15 protein-coding genes and 2 pseudogenes are annotated in these 16727 nt (G+C 73.4%); 7 read left to right on the forward strand and 10 right to left on the reverse strand.

What is annotated here, in order from left to right:
• Positions 1–126 precede the first annotated feature (126 nt).
• Complete coding sequence (locus J2X68_RS04485) at positions 127–1083, reverse strand: ornithine cyclodeaminase family protein (RefSeq protein WP_310431099.1); 957 nt, start codon at positions 1081–1083, stop codon at positions 127–129.
• Positions 1080–1850, reverse strand: coding sequence for an IclR family transcriptional regulator (locus J2X68_RS04490; RefSeq protein WP_310431100.1), 771 nt, complete (start codon positions 1848–1850; stop codon positions 1080–1082). The genes J2X68_RS04485 and J2X68_RS04490 overlap by 4 nt, the downstream gene beginning before the upstream one ends.
• Positions 1851–1978: 128 nt before the next feature.
• Between J2X68_RS04490 and J2X68_RS04495 the strand changes: the two genes are divergently transcribed.
• The 3 genes from J2X68_RS04495 to J2X68_RS04505 all read left to right on the forward strand — a co-directional run bounded on the left by J2X68_RS04495 (position 1979) and on the right by J2X68_RS04505 (position 4809).
• Entirely contained in the window at positions 1979–3310 is a 1332-nt protein-coding gene (locus tag J2X68_RS04495) for an amidohydrolase family protein (RefSeq protein WP_310431361.1), read from the forward strand.
• On the forward strand, positions 3307–4374 hold the full coding sequence (locus J2X68_RS04500; protein WP_310431101.1) for a membrane dipeptidase: 1068 nt from the start codon (positions 3307–3309) through the stop codon (positions 4372–4374). The genes J2X68_RS04495 and J2X68_RS04500 overlap by 4 nt, the downstream gene beginning before the upstream one ends.
• Before the next feature lie 87 nt (positions 4375–4461).
• Positions 4462–4809: a PRC-barrel domain containing protein gene (locus J2X68_RS04505; protein WP_310431102.1), complete on the forward strand. Its 348-nt coding sequence runs from the start codon at positions 4462–4464 to the stop codon at positions 4807–4809.
• Positions 4810–4901: 92 nt separating this feature from the next.
• Here J2X68_RS04505 and J2X68_RS04510 read toward each other — a convergent pair whose 3' ends face one another.
• The 3 genes from J2X68_RS04510 to J2X68_RS04520 are packed head-to-tail and all read right to left on the reverse strand — an operon-like array spanning position 4902 to position 7989.
• Complete coding sequence (locus J2X68_RS04510; protein WP_310431103.1) at positions 4902–5264, reverse strand: STAS domain-containing protein; 363 nt, start codon at positions 5262–5264, stop codon at positions 4902–4904.
• Positions 5261–6364, reverse strand: a complete 1104-nt coding sequence (locus J2X68_RS04515; protein WP_310431104.1) for a cobalamin B12-binding domain-containing protein — start codon at positions 6362–6364, stop codon at positions 5261–5263. The genes J2X68_RS04510 and J2X68_RS04515 overlap by 4 nt, the downstream gene beginning before the upstream one ends.
• Complete coding sequence (locus J2X68_RS04520; protein ID WP_310431105.1) at positions 6364–7989, reverse strand: PP2C family protein-serine/threonine phosphatase; 1626 nt, start codon at positions 7987–7989, stop codon at positions 6364–6366. The genes J2X68_RS04515 and J2X68_RS04520 overlap by 1 nt, the downstream gene beginning before the upstream one ends.
• Before the next feature lie 390 nt (positions 7990–8379).
• On the opposite strand from J2X68_RS04520, the gene J2X68_RS04525 reads away from it, so the two are divergent.
• Positions 8380–9555 carry a hypothetical protein gene (locus tag J2X68_RS04525; RefSeq protein WP_310431106.1) on the forward strand — a complete coding sequence of 392 codons (1176 nt, stop codon included), beginning with the start codon at positions 8380–8382 and terminating at the stop codon, positions 9553–9555.
• Positions 9556–9823: 268 nt separating this feature from the next.
• Here J2X68_RS04525 and J2X68_RS04530 read toward each other — a convergent pair.
• Positions 9824–10369, reverse strand: a pseudogene (locus J2X68_RS04530) (maleylpyruvate isomerase family mycothiol-dependent enzyme); the annotation flags it as partial.
• 39 nt (positions 10370–10408) lie between these two features.
• Complete coding sequence (locus J2X68_RS04535; RefSeq protein WP_310431107.1) at positions 10409–11932, reverse strand: hypothetical protein; 1524 nt, start codon at positions 11930–11932, stop codon at positions 10409–10411.
• 330 nt (positions 11933–12262) lie between these two features.
• On the opposite strand from J2X68_RS04535, the gene J2X68_RS04540 reads away from it, so the two are divergent.
• Together J2X68_RS04540 and J2X68_RS04545 are read left to right on the forward strand one after the other, a co-directional pair.
• Positions 12263–12790, forward strand: a complete 528-nt coding sequence (locus tag J2X68_RS04540) for a flavin reductase family protein (RefSeq protein WP_310431108.1) — start codon at positions 12263–12265, stop codon at positions 12788–12790.
• Positions 12791–12883: 93 nt separating this feature from the next.
• A complete protein-coding gene (locus tag J2X68_RS04545; RefSeq protein ID WP_310431109.1) occupies positions 12884–13252 on the forward strand; it encodes an amphi-Trp domain-containing protein in 369 nt (122 codons plus the stop codon).
• 217 nt (positions 13253–13469) lie between these two features.
• Here the strand turns inward: J2X68_RS04545 and J2X68_RS04550 are convergent.
• Positions 13470–13715 (reverse strand): annotated as a pseudogene (locus tag J2X68_RS04550) (sigma factor); the annotation flags it as partial.
• A gap of 498 nt (positions 13716–14213) precedes the next feature.
• Between J2X68_RS04550 and J2X68_RS04555 the strand changes: the two are divergent.
• A complete protein-coding gene (locus tag J2X68_RS04555) occupies positions 14214–15782 on the forward strand; it encodes an acyl-CoA carboxylase subunit beta (protein WP_310431110.1) in 1569 nt (522 codons plus the stop codon).
• Positions 15783–15869: 87 nt separating this feature from the next.
• On the opposite strand, the gene J2X68_RS04560 is transcribed toward J2X68_RS04555, so the two are convergent.
• Complete coding sequence (locus J2X68_RS04560) at positions 15870–16133, reverse strand: DUF3253 domain-containing protein (RefSeq protein WP_310431111.1); 264 nt, start codon at positions 16131–16133, stop codon at positions 15870–15872.
• A 63-nt stretch (positions 16134–16196) separates the two neighbouring features.
• Entirely contained in the window at positions 16197–16634 is a 438-nt protein-coding gene (locus J2X68_RS04565; RefSeq protein WP_310431112.1) for an ATP-binding protein, read from the reverse strand.
• Between the last annotated feature and the right edge of the window lie 93 nt (positions 16635–16727).

Raw genomic sequence — 16727 nt, forward strand, 5'->3', positions numbered from 1 at the left:
ATGTTGTGGAAGTGGCGGGTGTGGCGAGGGGGCACGGCGGTGCTCTGCCGGGCAGCGCGGGTCGAATCGGTCGAACGGATGCCGGGAGGGTCCCGAGGGGGTGCGGCGACTTTCGGTGCCGAGTCGTCAGGGGGCCGGGTCCCCGTGGGCCGGCTCGTTCGTCCGCGGGGCGGTGACCGTGCGGTGGACGACGTGCGCGGCGGCCACGTCCAGGGCGGCGTGGCCGGTGGACTTGAAGACGGTGAGCTGGTCCGGCGAGGTCCGGCCCGGGGCCTCTCCGCACAGGACGGAGCCGAGGAGGACGACGTCGCGGTCCCCGGGCAGCCCCTGCAACTCGTGGGCGCCGGAGGGCGGGGGAGTGGCGGCGGCGCCGGGCCACTCCGTGAAGAGCGCGGCGTCCCGGACGGTGTCGTCGTCGAGTTCGGGTCCGTGGGAGCCGCCGACCGAGCTCACGTGGGTGCCCGGGGCGAGCCACGGGCGGCGCAGCACGGGGCGGGTCGCGCCGGTGCAGCAGTAGACGGTGGACGCCTCGCGTACGGCGGTCTCGATGCCGTCCGCGGCACGGCCCGCCGGGTGGAGGGCGGCCAGCGCGCGGGCCGCGGCGGGATCGCGGCCCGCGACGGTCACGGGGTCGGCGGGGCGGAGCGCGGCGAGGAGACAGACCTGGGCCCGGGCCTGGGCGCCGGTGCCGACGACCACGACGGGTCCCGGCCGGGCCAGGGTCCAGGCGCTGTGCGTGGCCGCTGCCGCGGTGCGCCAGGCCGTCACGGGTTCGGCGTCCATGAAGGCCAGGGGACGGCCGTCCTCGGGGTCGAAGAGGGCCACGATGCCCCGGTGGGTGCTGCGTCCCGGGTGGGCGGGGTCGGCGAACACCGACACGAGCTTCGCCGCGAGGCCGAGCCCCGGCACGTGTCCGGGCATGGCGCCCAGCAGACCGCCGGGCGCGAAGGCCGCGGTCCGGGGCGGCGCGGACACCGTGTCCCGGGCGACGGCGACGAGCGCGTCGGACACGGCGGCCATCAGGCGGCGCGGGTCGAGGGCCGCCGCGGTGGCCGCCCGGTCCAGGACGAGGACGTCGTTCACGCGCCGCCCGCCTGGCCCGGGCCGGACAGCAGGCCGCACAGGGTGTCCACCGCCGCGGCGAGTTCCTCCCGCAGTCTGCGCATCCGGGGTGCGTCGATCTCGGCGTCCGGGCCGACCACGGTGACCGCGCACACGGGCGCTCCGGGAACCGGGACGACGGCGCGGCTCAGGGAGGCGACGAACTGCTCGTTGCGGCCGTGTTCGACGGCGAATCCCTCGGCCTCGGTCCGCTCGAGGGCGGCGAGCAGACCCGCGTCGCCCTCCAGGGGGTGCCCGGCCCCGCGGGCCGCTTCCAGGTAGGGGCCGCGTGCTTGCGGAGGCAGGGCGGCCACCAGGGCGAGGGGCCCGGCGAACCGGTGCACGGGCAGTGCCTCGTCCCGGAGCGTGCTGATCATCGCCAGCCGGTCCGGGCGGATCACGTCCACCACCCGGGAGCCGTCGTTCTCGAGGACCTGGAGGTTGACCATCATGCCGGTGCGCGCGGAGAGATCCTCCAGCACCGGGCGGGCCAGCGAGGTCAGCGAGTCGTGCGCCGCCCGGGCCGACAGGCGCAGGACGGCCGTGCCCGGGAGGTAGCGGTCGTCGACGCGCAGGACCCAGCCGCGGCGGACCAGGTCCACGAGGACGCGGTAGGCGGTGGCCCGGTGCAGCCCGACCTCGTCGGCGAGGTCGGTGAGCCGCGGCGGCCTGGGGGCCCGGGCGACGGCCTCCACCAGGTCCAGCGCCTTGTCCACGGCCGTTCGCGGGGCGTGCGTCGCCTGCGGCATCGAAATCCCTTCCCGGTGACGGACTGGCTGTCCCGGCGGTCGTGTCCGGCGCCGGGATTCGGGGGTAGGGTACCGCTTGTTTCGAGCAGCGAGAGTGTTGTTACGTAGAGCGTAACAGATCGAGAGTGGTGACCTTGACGAACGAGAGTTCCGGGGCGGCGACCCCCTTCGCGCCGCCCGAGGCCGGCGAACTGGTGGTCTACCGCGGCCTCACGCTGTTCGACGGGACCGGCAGCGCGCCCCGCCCCGCCGTGTCGCTCGTCGTGGACGGCTCCGTGATCCGGTCCGTCGCGGACACGGCGGACGTGACGGCCGCCCTCGCCGACGGCGCCGAGGTCGTCGACCTCACCGGTCACTTCGTCACCCCAGGCCTCGTCGACGCACACCAGCACCTCGCCACTCCGCCCGATCGTCCGGCCGCCGAGGCGGTTCTGCGCCGCCTCGTCCACAGCGGGGTCACGGCCGTGCGGGACATGGCGGACGACCTGCGGCAGGTCGGGGACCTCGCGCGGGCCGCGCTGGTGGGCGAGATCCCCGCCCCGGACATCCACTACGCGGCCCTCATGGCCGGCCCGGGCTTCTTCGACGACCCCCGCACCCACCAGGTGACCCGGGGCGCCGTGCCCGGCCACGTGCCCTGGATGCAGGCCGTCACCGACACCACGGACCTCCCGCTGGCGGTGGCCCTGGCCCGGGGGACCTACGCCTCGGCCATCAAGGTCTACGCCGATCTCGACGCGGACCTCGTCGCCGCCGTCACCGCGGAGGCGCACCGGCAGGGCATCCCGGTCTGGGCGCACGCGGCCGTGTTCCCCGCCACGCCCGGCGAGGTCGTCGCGGCCGGCGTGGACACCGTCTCGCATGTGACCCTGCTGGCCCACGAGGCCGCCAGGGAGCCGCTGACCACCTACAAGGACAAGCCGGCCGTCGATCACGACAGCCTGGTCACCGGCCGGGACCCGCGCCTCGACGCGCTCTTCGCCCGGATGCGCGAGCAGGACGTCGTCCTGGACGCGACCGCCGGCATGTGGACGAGCGACGAGCTCGCGGGCGACGACCCGGAGAGCGCCGAACGCGCCCGGCGGCAGACCGAGTTGGCGATCGCCCTCACGGCGCAGGCGCACCGGGCCGGCGTGGCGCTGGCCACCGGCACCGACTACGAGACCGCCCCCGGCGAGCCGTTCCCCGCCCTGTACGAGGAACTCGCCTTCCTGGTGAAGCGGTGCGGCATCCCGGCCCCGGAGGTGCTCCGTTCCGCGACGCTCGTCGGCGCCCGCAGCGCGGGCGCCGCGCACCTGACGGGCAGCGTCGAGCCGGGCAAGCTGGCCGACTTCGCGGTCTTCGCGCGGGACCCGCTGGCCGACATCGACCACCTGCGCACCATCACCCTCACCGTCAAGCGGGGCCGCCGCTTCCCGCGCGCCGCCTACGCCACCACCCTGACCCGGGAGTCCCGTTGACCGGCACGCCCCTGATCGTCAACGCGCTGGGACAGCTCGACAACCCCAACGCCCCGCAGTCGCTGGAAGCGGCCGGAGACCTCAACCCGACGAGCGAGCAGTACACCGTCGACGCCCGGACACTGGCCGACGCGCGAGCCTCCGGCCTGACCGCCGTCAACATCACCCTGGGCTATGTCATGGGCGACCTGCCGCCCTACGAGCACACCCTGCACGAGATCGACGTCTGGGACGGCATCATCGACCGTCACCCGGACGACCTGCTGAAGGTCACCTGCGCCGCGGACATCCGCACGGCGGCCCGGGACGGACGCGTGGGCGTGATCTACGGCTTCCAGAACGCGGTGGCCGTCGGCAACGACCCTGACAGGATCGCCACCTTCGCGGAACGCGGCGTGCGGGTGGTCCAGTTGACCTACAACCAGGCCAACCTTCTCGGCGGCGGCTCGTCGGCGCCGTCCGGCACGGGACTGACCGCGTTCGGACGCGAGGTGGTCGACGCCCTCAACGACCACCACCTCATGGTCGACCTCTCGCACAGCGGTGAGCGGACCTGCCTGGACGCCGCCACGCACTCCCGCGTCCCCGTGTCGATCAACCACACCGGGTGCCGCGCGCTGACCGACCTGCCCCGCAACAAGACCGACGAGGAGCTGCGCCTGGTGGCCTCCCGCGGCGGCTTCGTCGGCATCTACTTCATGCCGTTCCTCAGCCCCACCGGGCACGCGCGCGCCGCCGACGTGGTCGAACACATCGTGCACGCCGTCAACGTCTGCGGCGAGGACCACGTCGGCATCGGCACCGACGGCCCCGTCACCGCGATCGACGACCTCGACGCCTACCGGGCCCGGCTGGCCGAGCACGTGGCGCAGCGCCAGGAGGCCGGGGTCTCCGCGGCCGGCGAACGGGCGGACACCTATCCGTTCGTCGTCGACCTGCGGGGCGTGGACCAGTTCCGCGAGCTGATCCGGCTCCTCGAACGGCGCGGCTGCTCCTCCGGCCGGATCGAGAAGATCATGGGCCGCAACTTCCTCGATTACGCCGAACGGGTGTGGACCGCGTGACCCCGTGACATGGGCCTCGATGATTCCCGCACGTCTGTCCCGCGGCTGAGCGGGCACCAGCAAGAGCAGGACGACAGGGAGGACATCGTGAGCCAACACCCCGCACACCACGTGCCGACCGCCGGCCACACCCCGGACGACGACCTGACCGGATACCAGGTCGACGCCACGGACGGTCACGTCGGCAAGGTCAGCAAGTACTCCAGGGACCTCGGCCCGCGGTTCCTGGTGGTGCACACCGGCCTGTGGGTACTCGGCAAGGACGTGGTGATCCCGTCGGGCGACGTCCTGGGCATCGACCACGACGCCCGCATCGTGCAGCTGACCCGGACGAAGGAGCAGGCCAAGTCGGCCCCCGTGTTCGACCCGGACACGTTCCTGGGCGATCCGCGCCACCGCGACCAACTGGGCGGCCGGCACGGATCCGGCCACTGACACCGGCGGCCCGCACCCCCGAAGGGTGCGGGCCGCGCCCTGTTACGGCCGAGGCAGCGCACCCGTGCCGTGTGCGGGCGGCGGCAGGCGGCCTACGACGCGGTCGCGTGCTGGGTCAGGTGGTCGCTCACGCCGGTGACTTCGAGCAGGCGGGTGAAGTAGTCGGGCTGGTGGTGCAGATGCAGGGTGATGCCCGCTGGGTGGGTGCGGCGGCGCAGGCCGAGCAGGGCGGACAGTCCGCTGGAGTCGAAGGCGGTGAGATCCGTCCAGTCCAGATGCAGGTGGCGCAGCGCGGGCCCGTGCTGCCCGGCGTGCGCGTCCAGCAGCCTGTCCACCGTGGGGGTGAACTCGTCGCTCGTGTCGTAGTCGAGGTATCCGTGGATCGCCAGGCGCAGCGTCCGTGCGTCGGCGGCCTGGACGGTCAGGGCGAAATCGGCTGACGGGTAGGGGGTCATGCGGTGGTTCCAGGGCCCGGGGCAGAGCCGGTGCCGGAGCCGGTGGGCAGCGCGGGGAGGGTGTCGGCGGCGGCCTTGAGGAAGCCGAGGGCGCGGGGGAAGTCGTGCAGCTGGTCGGCCAGGACGTCCAGTCCCAGGCGCAGACCGGCGGCGGGCACACGGCGGGCGGTGAGGATGTCCGCGGTCCAGGTGGTGAACGTGGTGAACAGGGCCACGTCGTCGACGTAGAGGGCGGTGGCCAGGAAGTCCACGATGTGGGCGAGGTCCTCCGCGGTCCGCTCGCGCTGGGCCGTGGTGTACGACCGCATGGCCGGCCAGCGGTCCTCCATGCCGGCCAGCGACTGCCGGACCAGGACCGCGCGGCTCTGCCTGATGAAGGTGTACTCCTGGTCGGCGAGATGGGGCAGGTCGTCGATCTGCTGCCGTTGCTGCGCCCGGTGCCCGGTCAGGCCCCGCGCCAGGAGGTCCGCGGCGGCGCGGGCGTCGGGGGCCCAGGCGTCGGCCTGGATGAGGCGGGCGTAGCGGCCGTCGGCCGCGAAGGCCGCGCCGCCGACCATCACGGGGATGCCCAGGGACTGCACGGCGGTGACCGCCTGGTGCGCCGTGGGCAGATGGGTGGGGATCGACGCCGACAGCAGCACGGCGACGGGGTTGGTCCGATGCAGGTGCGCGATCAGTTGCGGCGTGGGGGTGCGGGCGCCGAGGAAGTCCACCCGCCAGCCGCGCAGGGTGAGGAGTTCGGCCAGGAACCGGGCGGGAAGGGCATGCCATTCGCCGTCCACGCAGGCCACGGTGACCCGCCCTCGTCCGGGCGGGGCGGGCGCCGGCGCCGGGTGGTGGGCGAGGGCGCCGATGACCCGGTCGGTGATCGCGCTGGCCGCGTGCTCCTCGGCCACGCTGATGCGGTTGGCGGCCCACTCCGTGCCGACGCGCTGTTGCACGCCGGCGACGACGTCCAGCAGCAGCGCCTCGCTGTCGGCTCCGGCGTCGGCCGCGTCGGCCACCAGTCGCAGCGCGGCCGGTTCGTCCCGGCCGATCACCGCGGTCCACAGCCGGTCCGACAGCCCCCGCAGGGTCGTGTCGACTCCGCCGCCCGCCATCACAGCTCCTCCCGGTGCGGCGGGCGGCTCTCCAGCCCGTTCCCGGTCCGCGTCGTGTCGTGGCCGCCGACGGGATTGGTGATCGCCAGCGTGGCCATGTCGTCGTGGCGGTCGCTCTCCAGCCATTGCGCGGCCAGCATCTGCACACGCTCGACGACCGCCTCCGCCGGCATCCGCGCGCACTCGCGCAGGGCTTCGCGCAGCCTCGCCTCGCCGTAGAGCTGATCGCCCAGCGGGCCGCCGCGGGCCTCGGTGATCCCGTCCGTGTACAGCAGGCAGGTCTCCCCGGGCGCCAGCACCACGTCGACGCCGCGCAGCTGGATGTCGGGCAGCGCCCCCACGAGCGTGCCGCTGGTGGCGGCCTCCTCCACCCGGCCGTCGCCGCGGACGATCAGCGGTGGCAGATGTCCGGCGCTGGTGAGCCGCAGCCGCACCTCCTCCGAGTGCCGTCGCACGGAGGCCAGCACCAGGGTCGCGAACCGGGTGTGGTGGGAGTTGAGCAGCGCGCCGTTGAGGAGGCCGAGCACCTGCTGGTGGTCACCGGACAGGGGCAGCAGCGCGTGCAGCACGCTGCGGATCTTCCCGGTCAGGACGGCGGCTTCCAGCCCCTTGCCCGCCACGTCGCCCAGGATGACGAACGTCTCGTCGGCGGGGCGCGCACCGGGATGGACGTCGTAGAAGTCCCCTCCGACCCGCTCGTGGTCCTGTGACGCCCGGTAGGCCCCGGCGTACTCGACGCCGTGCACCCGCTCCAGCCGCGGCGGGAGCAGCTCCCGCAGCAGCGTGGCCGTGATCGACGCCTGCTCGGCGTAGAGGCGCGCCGCGGACAGCGCGGCTCCTGCCCGCGCGGCGAACAGCCGGGCGAAGACCTCCTCGCCGTCGGTGAACGCCCGGTGCGTGCTGGACCGCAGCAGGATCAGCACCCCGGCCGGCATCCCGTGCCCGGGCAGCGGAGTGACGATCACCGACCCGATCGGACGGTCGAAACCCGGGGGGACCACCCAGCCCGGGAGGTCGTCCGGGTCGATCCATCGCGTGGGGACCGGCGGGAAACCCCGGAGCGCCTCCGCGAGTCCCGGCACCGACCCGGCGTCTATAGGCACCATGACCTGCGTGACGTCACCGCCCACCTGCGCGTAGGTCAGCGCGTGGCGGCGCCCTCGGGAGGGCGCGACGATGACCGCCGCGTCAGCGAGATGATCAGCGGCCATCCGTGCCGTCACCTCCGTGCACCGGTCCACGTTCAGCGAAGACAGCAACGCACCGGAGATCTCGGACAGCAGCGCGGCTCGCTCACGCTCACTGTGCAGCGCCTGCTCCGCCAGGCGCAGATCGGTGTTCTCCACCAGCCACCACACCACGTCCCCGCCTTCGGTGGGCGAGGGGTGCGCCGCGAACGTCCGGCCGGCCACGGCGCCGGAGACGGCGTCCGACGGCGTTCCGGTCGTCGTCAGACGGTGATGGGCCTCGGCGAGCCAGTGCGGCAGGCCCGCGGCCGCCACACCTTCCTCGGTCGGATCGAGGAGCAGGCTGCGCGCGGCCTCGTTCGTCTCGACGACGTCCCCGCCGCGGTCGGCGACGAGCACAGGGTAGGGGGCGTCGCTCCACGCGGTGCCGACGCCCATACGTGAACTGCCAGAGGTACCTGGAGTAGATGTCACAAGCCGGGGGAACGCATCGCGCGCGCCCCACCACCTCTCTGTCGATTGTGAAGATTGCCTTCCGGCAACCATCTCGCATCCGCCACACCTACGCAACGCCCGGCCGGATGCCTCACCACGTCACCACCCACCTGCATATCACCCACGCACCCAGGCCCGGTGACGCGGCCCCGGCGCGGGCGGGGGAGGCCCACCGCACAGGCGTCCGACCGGACCGCGGTCCGCTCGGCGCCGGGTCGGCTGCTCGGGCCGGGAGCCCGGGTCCGTGCCGCAACCGATCACCACCCCCTACTCTTCGGCTGTTCGAACACACACCTGATTCACCGACAGAGCATCACCACGGGGGACGGCACCATGACATATCGGCGCGCGGTGATACCGGCGTTGACCGGCGGTCTGCTGATCACACTACTGCTGTGGTGGGCGGGGGCGACCGAGCAGGCACTCGAGCTGCGCGGCAGCTCCGAAGTGTTCGGCATCGAGTCCGTGAACGAACTCCGGCGCTGGCTCTCACCCTGGTCGTACGACCCTCCGGCCGGTCGGGCGGCGGACGGGACCGCGAGCGGCGACCCGGCCTCGGCCGGAAGCACCCGGTACGCCGATCTGTACAGCACCGCCCTGCAGATCAGGTTCGTCGCGGTCTTCGTGTTCTTCCTGGCCGGGGCGTTGCTGCTGGTGCACCGGATCCCGCCGGCGCAGCGCCGTACGCCGGCCGCGCTGCTCGCGCTGTGGGCCTGGGGCCCGGTCGCCGCGACCCTGGCCGTGACGGTCTCCGCGCCCTGGCTGATCGCGTCCCGGGGCCGCGGCAGCTACCGGTTCCTGCCCCAGCTGGCGGGCGTGATCGCGTCGAGCGGGCCGGTCACGGTCCTCGTGGGGCTGCTGACCGCCCTGCTCACCGTGCTCGTCGCGCGTCTCACCCTCAAGGGCGCGGAGCCGCCGCCCCTGCGGAGTGTGCCGCCGCGCGCCGCCCGTCTGGCCGCGAGTGCCGGGACCGCGGTGGTCGCGCTGTCGCTGGTGGTCCTCTCGTACCAGTCGGTGGCGGCCCGGATCCAGACCTCGTTCGGCGGCGGCGGCCTGCTGTCCGAGCCCGGCGACCTGCTGCGGCAGTGGCTGCTGCTCGGCGCGTGGACGGGCCCGGCGGCCGGACAGCTCGGCGACTGGCTGGTGTACCGGGCCGCCGACGCGCTCGTGCTGGTCGTCGTGTGGTGGGCACTGCGGCTGCTGCCGGGCCTGCTGACCCGTACGACGGCGCCCGCGATGGTGGTGGGCGCGATCTGCGCGACGGTGTGGGGACTGCTGGCGAGCCAGGTGCTGCACATGGCCGTCGACGACACCGTCGACGTGTGGGGTCCCGTGCACCTGTTCTCGAACCTCGGCAGCGGTATCCCGGCCGCTCTCACCTTCGGCGGCCTCGCGGGGGCGGTGGCCGCGGTGACACTGCGGCCGGCCGGTGGCCGTGACGCCGACGGGTCCCCGGGGGCGGCGGACCCGGCCGGGGCCGCGCCGCCGCTGCCGGACGGCGGCGCGTAGCGAGGCGCGCGGTCCCCGCCGCTGCCGCCGCGCGCGACGACCAGGGCACGCGGGCCGGGCCCGGCCCGGGGCGGGGAGCGATCCGACGCCGGGCAGGGACGGGGTGGTGGATCCCCGGGGCCGTGGCGACCGTGTCGGGAACGGCGGGCGGCGGGACGGGCGTGGCGTCCGCGTCCTCCGCGCGCACCAGGTCGGGGACGTGCCCGCCCCGACGGCCCTGCTTGCGCAGCCAGAAGCCGGATCGTTCCAGCCACCGGGTCAGCAGGGCGGTGTCGCCGTGCACCTCGACGGACGGGTCGGCCGGGGTGCGGCGGCCGTAGAGGAGCAGCACGAGGTCGGTGAGCGGGGCGCGCACCGCCACGGCGGCCTTCTCGTGGGCGTGGCTCCAGGCGATCGGCTCGGCCGTGAGGTCCACCAGCCACTCGGCTTGACCGGTGTCGGTCGCGTGCAGGTGCAGGGTGCGGCCCGGGCCGGTGAGCGGCGGGGCGTCCGGCCCGGCGGCTTCCAGGACCCGGGGCAGCGACCCGAAGCCCATCCACTCGTCCAGGGCGTCCCGGGCCAGATCCTCGCGCACGGCGAACGGGCTGCCCGTGACGAAGGCGGCATCGGCGGCGTGCAGCGTCGTCTCGTGGGTCATCCGCCGGGCCCAGAAGCGTGCGGTGCCACCGGGGGCCACCGTCCACACCGGGGCGTCGGGGCCGGCGTCGAGGAGAGCGCCGGTCAGTTCGGCGGCGCCCTCGGCCAGCCAGGCGTCCAGAGGGGCGGGAGTGTCGGGGCCCGGCGAGAACACGTCGTCCACCAGGTCGTGGGGCACCGGGCCGGGGGCCCGCGTCCGGCGGTCCGTGTCCGCCGGTCAGGGTCTGGCGACCCGTACGGTGAGCGGATTGTTGAAGTAGCCGGAGGCGGACTGCTGTTCGTGGAAGCTCTCGCCCGGACCGCCGCCGTAGACGCGGAAGAACCAGGCCCGGCCGGTGTGGTCCTCGAAGTCCTCCTGGAGCCTGCGCCGCGGCAGGCCCTGGACGGCCTTGATCTCGGGGTCCGTGCACAGCCTGCGCATCACTTCGTCGAACTTGTTCTTGAACGCCTGCTGGTCGTCGGTCTCCTGCAGCGCGCTGATGGCGCTGAACCAGCCGCCGGACTTCTTCGCCCGCTGGTAGAGCCTGTCGTACAGCTCCTCGCGCGCGACCCTGTCGAAGTCGTTGCGCGCGTAGTTCTCCAGGGTCACCCGGCAGCTGCCGTCCAGGGAGGAGGCGACGACGGCCGCGAAGTGGTAGCCCCAGACGTTGTCGCCGCGGGCCGCGGGCGGCTGCACGGAGTGGTCGCGCTGGTCCTCGGCGGCCATGCTGAAGATCGCGTACCCCTCGCCGACGCGGGGCGACGCGTGCTGGTTGACGCCCAGCCGAGCCGCGGTCGCGTCCCGTCCGCCGTCCCTGACGGCCTCGCCGTACACCTTCCCGTTGTCCGGCGCCGCCCGGTCCCTGGCCCCGGCCGCCTCCACCGCCCCGGGCACGTCCAGGCCGCCGTCGGGCGAGGAGGCGATCTGACCGGCGAGGCTGCTGATGCGCGGATCGCTCTCGGAGCCGGGGGTGATGTCGAAGCCCGCGGCCCCGCCCCCGAGCACCACCCGGCTCGTCTTGTCCCGGCTGGAGCCCATCAGTTTGCAGGCCACCGTGATGCAGGTGCTGCGCACCAGTGAGACGAACTCCTCGCTCGCCGACTGCTGCGTCGCCTGCGCGAGCACCGGCTGCACCCGGGAGAGCTGCCGTCCGCCGACGGTGATGCTCCTGCCCTGGAGGGCGAGGCGCACGATGCTGCCCGCGGTGTCCAGGGAGGCGTTGGCGTCGTCGACGACCTGCTGGACGGCGTAGAACTCCTTCGGCTCGTCCTTGTCGAGCACGGCGAGCGTGCCGTCGTCGGCGACCCGCAGCCCCGCTTCGGCCGGCTTGACCTCACGAGCGGGGTAGCGGATGCGCTCGGGGACGCCGGGCGGGCCCAGCACCGCACCGCTGCCCGCCACCACCCGGGCCTCCTGCTCCTGCTCCATGAAGTGCGGGCCCCGGTCGCCCTCCTCGCGGTGGGTCGGGTAGCTGCCGCCGGGCACGGTGCTGATCCGCTGGACCACAGGGCGTGCGGAGCCGGCCGGGCCACTGCTCCGTCCGTCGGCCGCTGAGCCCACCGTCCGGTTCAACGCCGCGTTGCCCGCGGTCCGTTGCAGCACGGCGATGGTGTCCGCGTCGGCTCGGGTGGCGAGACCCCGGTCGGACAGCTCGGCCCACACACGGGCCGCCACGCCGGGTGCCGCGGGCACGGTCGGCCGCCGGGCGGACTGCTGCCCCGCGTACGCGGACATCGGGTCCTGTTCTGCTCTGCGCACCATGTCCGTCTGTCCGTGTGCTTCCTCTTCAGGCGCCGGTCACGTGACATCGTCCGGGTTCCGGAGGTGTCTCGTCGGCTTCGTTCCCACCAGCGTGGATCGGCCGGGCGGCACGTCTCAAGCCCTTCGGGGCAGTCCGCGGGGAAGACTTCGGTGGCTTTTCGTGCAGCTGCGGCCGTTCCGGTGGGCGGGCGCGAGGGAGACGGGGGAGGGGAGGATTTCGGCCCGCAGTGATGGCGGCGGACGTGTGCCGTGTAAGCGGACGGCCGACGGGAACCAGGATCTCGGCCGGCGCGAGGCCGGATCCCGGACGGCTGTCGGAGGGGCATGAGCATGACGGACATGGACGCGTTCATCGACCGGCTGAACCCCGACATGTGCGTCGTGACGGCCGCGGCGGACGGCGAGCGGGCGGGCTGTCTCGTGGGTTTCGCCTCCCAGTGCTCGATGCGGCCGGTGCGGTTCGCGGTGTGGCTGTCGAAGGTGAACCGGACCTATCAGGTGGCCCGCTCCGCCGAGTTCCTCGCCGTGCATCTGCTGACGCCCGAACAGTTCGCACTGGCCGCGCTGTTCGGGGGCGAGACCGGCGACCGGGTGGACAAGTTCGCGCGGACACGCTGGACGGAGGGGTGCGAAGGCGCCGTCGTCCTCCAGGACGCGGACGCGTGGTTCGTCGGCAGGATCGATCAGCGGATGGACGCGGGGGACCACGTCGGCTTCGTCCTGGAGCCGCTGCGGTCGGGTGCGCGGGGCGGGGCCGGGGAGCGGGGCGGGGACCAGGGGCGGGACGGGGCCGGGGGCCGTCCGCTGCTGAGGCTCGCGGACTCCCTGGCCATCGAACCGGGGCATCCGGTGGACTGATCGGCGTCCCGGTGCGGCCGCACCGGATGTCCGATGCCGCACATGACCCCAGAATTGGCGTTATGTGTAGTTCATGCCGGATCGGAGGCGTTCATGAAGGACCTCAAGTTTGAGCAGAAGCGCTCGCTGTCACGTATGGAGGCGGCCGACCAGCTCTCTGCGCTCGCGGACGCGCTGAGGGAGGGCGGAGACGTGGAGCTGGAGTTCGGTCCTGGAACGCTGAGCCTGCGCATCCCCGACGACCTGCGCACCGAGATCGAGGTCGAGGTCGGCGACGGGGAGGTCGAGCTGGAACTCGAGTTCACATGGCCGACCGCTCGGGCGCGGGCCGCCGCACCGCGCGCGGACGCGCCGGCGAAGCAGTCGGAGAGCCGGAAGAAGGTGGCCGCCAAGCCCGGTCGGAGCGGTACCGGCGCAGGCCGGAGCGGAGGGGCGAAACCGGCGGCGGCGAAGGCGTCCTGAGGCACGCCGAAGGCCGCGGTGACGCTGGTGCGTCACCGCGTACGCGTGCGCCGAGTGCGCCCGATCCGTTCGACGCGTGGCCGGCCAGCGTCGAGCGGAACGGCACTGCCGTCACCGCGCTCCGTGGCGCGCGAGGACCCGGCCGGCGTACCTCTGCCGGAACGGCGCATCACCCGACCGGACGAGCGGCCGCGATCGGACAGCCTCGATGTACCGTGCCCTCCGGCAGGTCGGCCAGCGGGCGCTCGCCCGTCGAGTACCGCCGTCGGTGTGTCAGGAAGGTGCGGACGAGAACCGTGTGGGCGTACGCCGCGGGGTTGTCGATCCGGACCATGCGCGACCACATGGTGTACATCCGGCTGAGCGTCTCCTGCACCAGATCCTCGGCGAGGTGAGTGTCACCGCTGGTGAGCAGGCACGCCGAGCGGTGCAGATGCCCGGCCCGCTCGTCGGCGAACTCCATGAAGTCGTCTGTCCGGGACGATGTCCGGGACCTTCTCATTCCCACCCCTCGCGCCTTTCCGTCGGCCTGCACGTCACAGACGCGATGGGCCGGGAGAAATGTTTCAGATGAGTTCGCAGAGGGTGCCGGCAGGTGCGCGTGAGGGAGGGGCGAGCGGGTTTCGAGCGGGGCCCCGGTCGGTTTTGAGCGCGGTGGTGGAGGGTTGGGGACAGAAGGAGCGCCGACGGCTGCGGGCAGGTGGGGACATGGGGAGCGAGACCGTTCGGGACGCGGTGGTGCGGCCCTCGCCGCCCGCCCGGCGGTAGGCACGGTCGCCGGCATGCCCGGCCGACGGCCGGTGGTCGGCGCCCGGTGACCGGGGTCGGGTGGTCGGTCGTGGTCGTGGGTGCCGGGGTGTCAGACCCGGCGTCGGCAGCCCCTGCCATGTGAACCGCGTGGGCGGTTCGCCGTGGTGGGGGTTTCGGGGGTGCCGGGTTCGCTACGAGGGAGGGCAATGCCGTGAGCGGTGCAGAGAGGTTTTCCGACGTTCCTGGTAGTCGCGTAGCGGTGGCGGAGTTGCGGCAGGTGCGGGCGGAAGCGGTGGCGGGTCCGACCGGCGGGGCGGGCAGCGGCAGGAAGCTCTCGGCACGTGACCGGATCGGTCTGCTGCTCGACGAGGGGTCCTTCGTCGAGGTGGGGTTGCTGCGACGGCATCGGGCGAGTGGATTCGGGCTGGAGGCGCGGCGCCCCTACACGGACGGCGTGGTGACGGGATGGGGCACGGTGGAGGGCCGGCAGGTCTTCGTGTACGCGCATGATTTCCGCGTGTTCGGAGGCGCCCTGGGCGAGGCGCACGCGGAGAAGATCCACAAGGTGATGGACATGGCGCTGGCGGCGGGCGCGCCGCTGGTGTCGCTGAACGACGGCGCGGGCGCGCGGATCCAGGAGGGCGTGGTGGCGCTGGCGGGTTACGGCGGGATCTTCCGCCGCAACGTGCGGGCGTCGGGGGTCATTCCGCAGATATCGGTGGTGCTGGGCCCGTGCGCGGGCGGCGCTGCCTACAGTCCGGCGCTGACCGACTTCGTGTTCATGGTGCGCGGGACCTCGCAGATGTTCCTGACGGGCCCGGACGTGGTGCGGACGGTGACCGGTGAGGAGGTGACGCGCGACGGCCTGGGCGGGGCGGATGTGCACGCGGAGGCCTCGGGGGTGTGCCACTTCGCCTACGACGACGAGGAGACGTGCATCGCGGAGGTGCGGTACCTGCTGTCGCTGCTGCCGCAGAACAACCGGGAGTGCGCGCCGAGGGGGCCGGTGACCGATCCGCCCGGCCGTCGGTCGGAGGAGCTGGTGGATCTGGTGCCGGCGGACGGCAGCCAGCCCTACGACATGACCGAGGTGATCGGTCACCTCGTGGACGACGGGGAGTTCCTGGAGATCCACGAGAGCTGGGCCCGCAATCTGGTGTGCGCGCTGGCGCGACTGGACGGCGAGGTCGTGGGGATCGTGGCCAGTCAGCCCCGCGCCCTCGCCGGCGTCCTCGACATCGAGGCCAGCGAGAAGGGCGCCAGGTTCGTCCAGATGTGTGACGCCTTCAACATCCCGCTGGTGACGCTGGTGGACGTACCCGGGTTCCTGCCGGGCGTGGACCAGGAGCACGGCGGAGTCATCCGGCACGGGGCGAAGCTGCTGTACGCGTACTGCAACGCGACGGTGCCGCGCATCTCGTTGATCCTGCGCAAGGCGTACGGCGGCGCCTACATCGTCATGGACTCGCAGTCCATCGGCGCGGACGTGACCTACGCCTGGCCGACGAACGAGATCGCCGTGATGGGCGCCGAGGGCGCCGCGAACGTCATCTTCCGGCGGCAGATCGCGGAGGCGGACGAGCCCGAGGCGATGCGCGAGCGGATGGTCAAGGAGTACCGCGCGGAGCTGATGCACCCGTACTACGCGGCCGAACGCGGCCTGGTGGACGACGTGATCGACCCGGCGGGCACGCGCGAGACGCTGATCCGCGCACTGGCGATGCTGCGCACGAAACACGCCGACCTGCCCGCGCGCAAGCACGGCAACCCCCCGCAGTGACGGCCGCGGGGGCGAGCGCGGCGGCGGGCGCGGTCACGGTGACGGGCTCCGGGCGGGAACGGCGACGCGTGCCGTCCGCCGACGCCGTCAGCGCCGCCGGCGGATCCTGATCGGACCACGGGTCGTCGTGGGGTCGACCCGCTCGCCGCCCTGAGTGATCTCCACCCGACCCGCGTCCGACAGCCGTCGGGCCGCCGCGCGGGTGGGCTCCATCAGCTGCCGCCACCCGTCGCCCGTACCGTCGTGCACGGCCCGGGCTACCTCGGACGGGCAGACGGACGCGTCGGGCCGCCGCTGTTCCAGAAGGTCGAGGATCGCGCGTTCGAGCCGTTCCTCCTCGTCGGACGTCATAAGCTGAGCCTCCTCCCGGTGACCAGGCCTGTCCCCCCGAACCGATCGGTCATCCCGAACCGATCACCCCGTCCCGATCGCTCCGCGCGCGGCGGACTCGGGTGCTTGGAAGCAGGCGGTGACGCTCTTGCCGCGCGGGCAGCGATACGCCTCCCACTTGTCGGCGACGGCGTCGACCAGCAGCAGACCGCGCCCGCCCGGGGCACTGGTGCCCGGGTCACGCGGCTCGGGCAGCAGCGGCGAGGCGTCGTGCACGGTGACGTGCAGGCACTCCTCGTCCCAGGTGAGGATCAGCTGCGCCGCACTGTGCGCGTGCACGTGCGCGTTGGTGACCAGCTCGGACACCGTCAGCAGGATGGAGTCCACCAGATCCGGTGCCGTCCGCGCCCAGCCGAGCGCGGCCACATGCTCACGCGTCCACTCCCGGGCGACCTTCACCCCGCTGCTCACCGGCAGCGAGCGCGCCCATCCGACAGCTTTCAACGGTGAGTCCTTCGCCATGCTCTCTCCTTGGGCCGACCAGCCGGGTCCGTGTCCCGTGTGCCCAGGAACCCCAGGTCCACGCTGGACACGAGGAGCGGGCACGGGCGGGCA

Source organism: Streptomyces sp. 3330, from assembly GCF_031456635.1.
Lineage (GTDB): Bacteria > Actinomycetota > Actinomycetes > Streptomycetales > Streptomycetaceae > Streptomyces.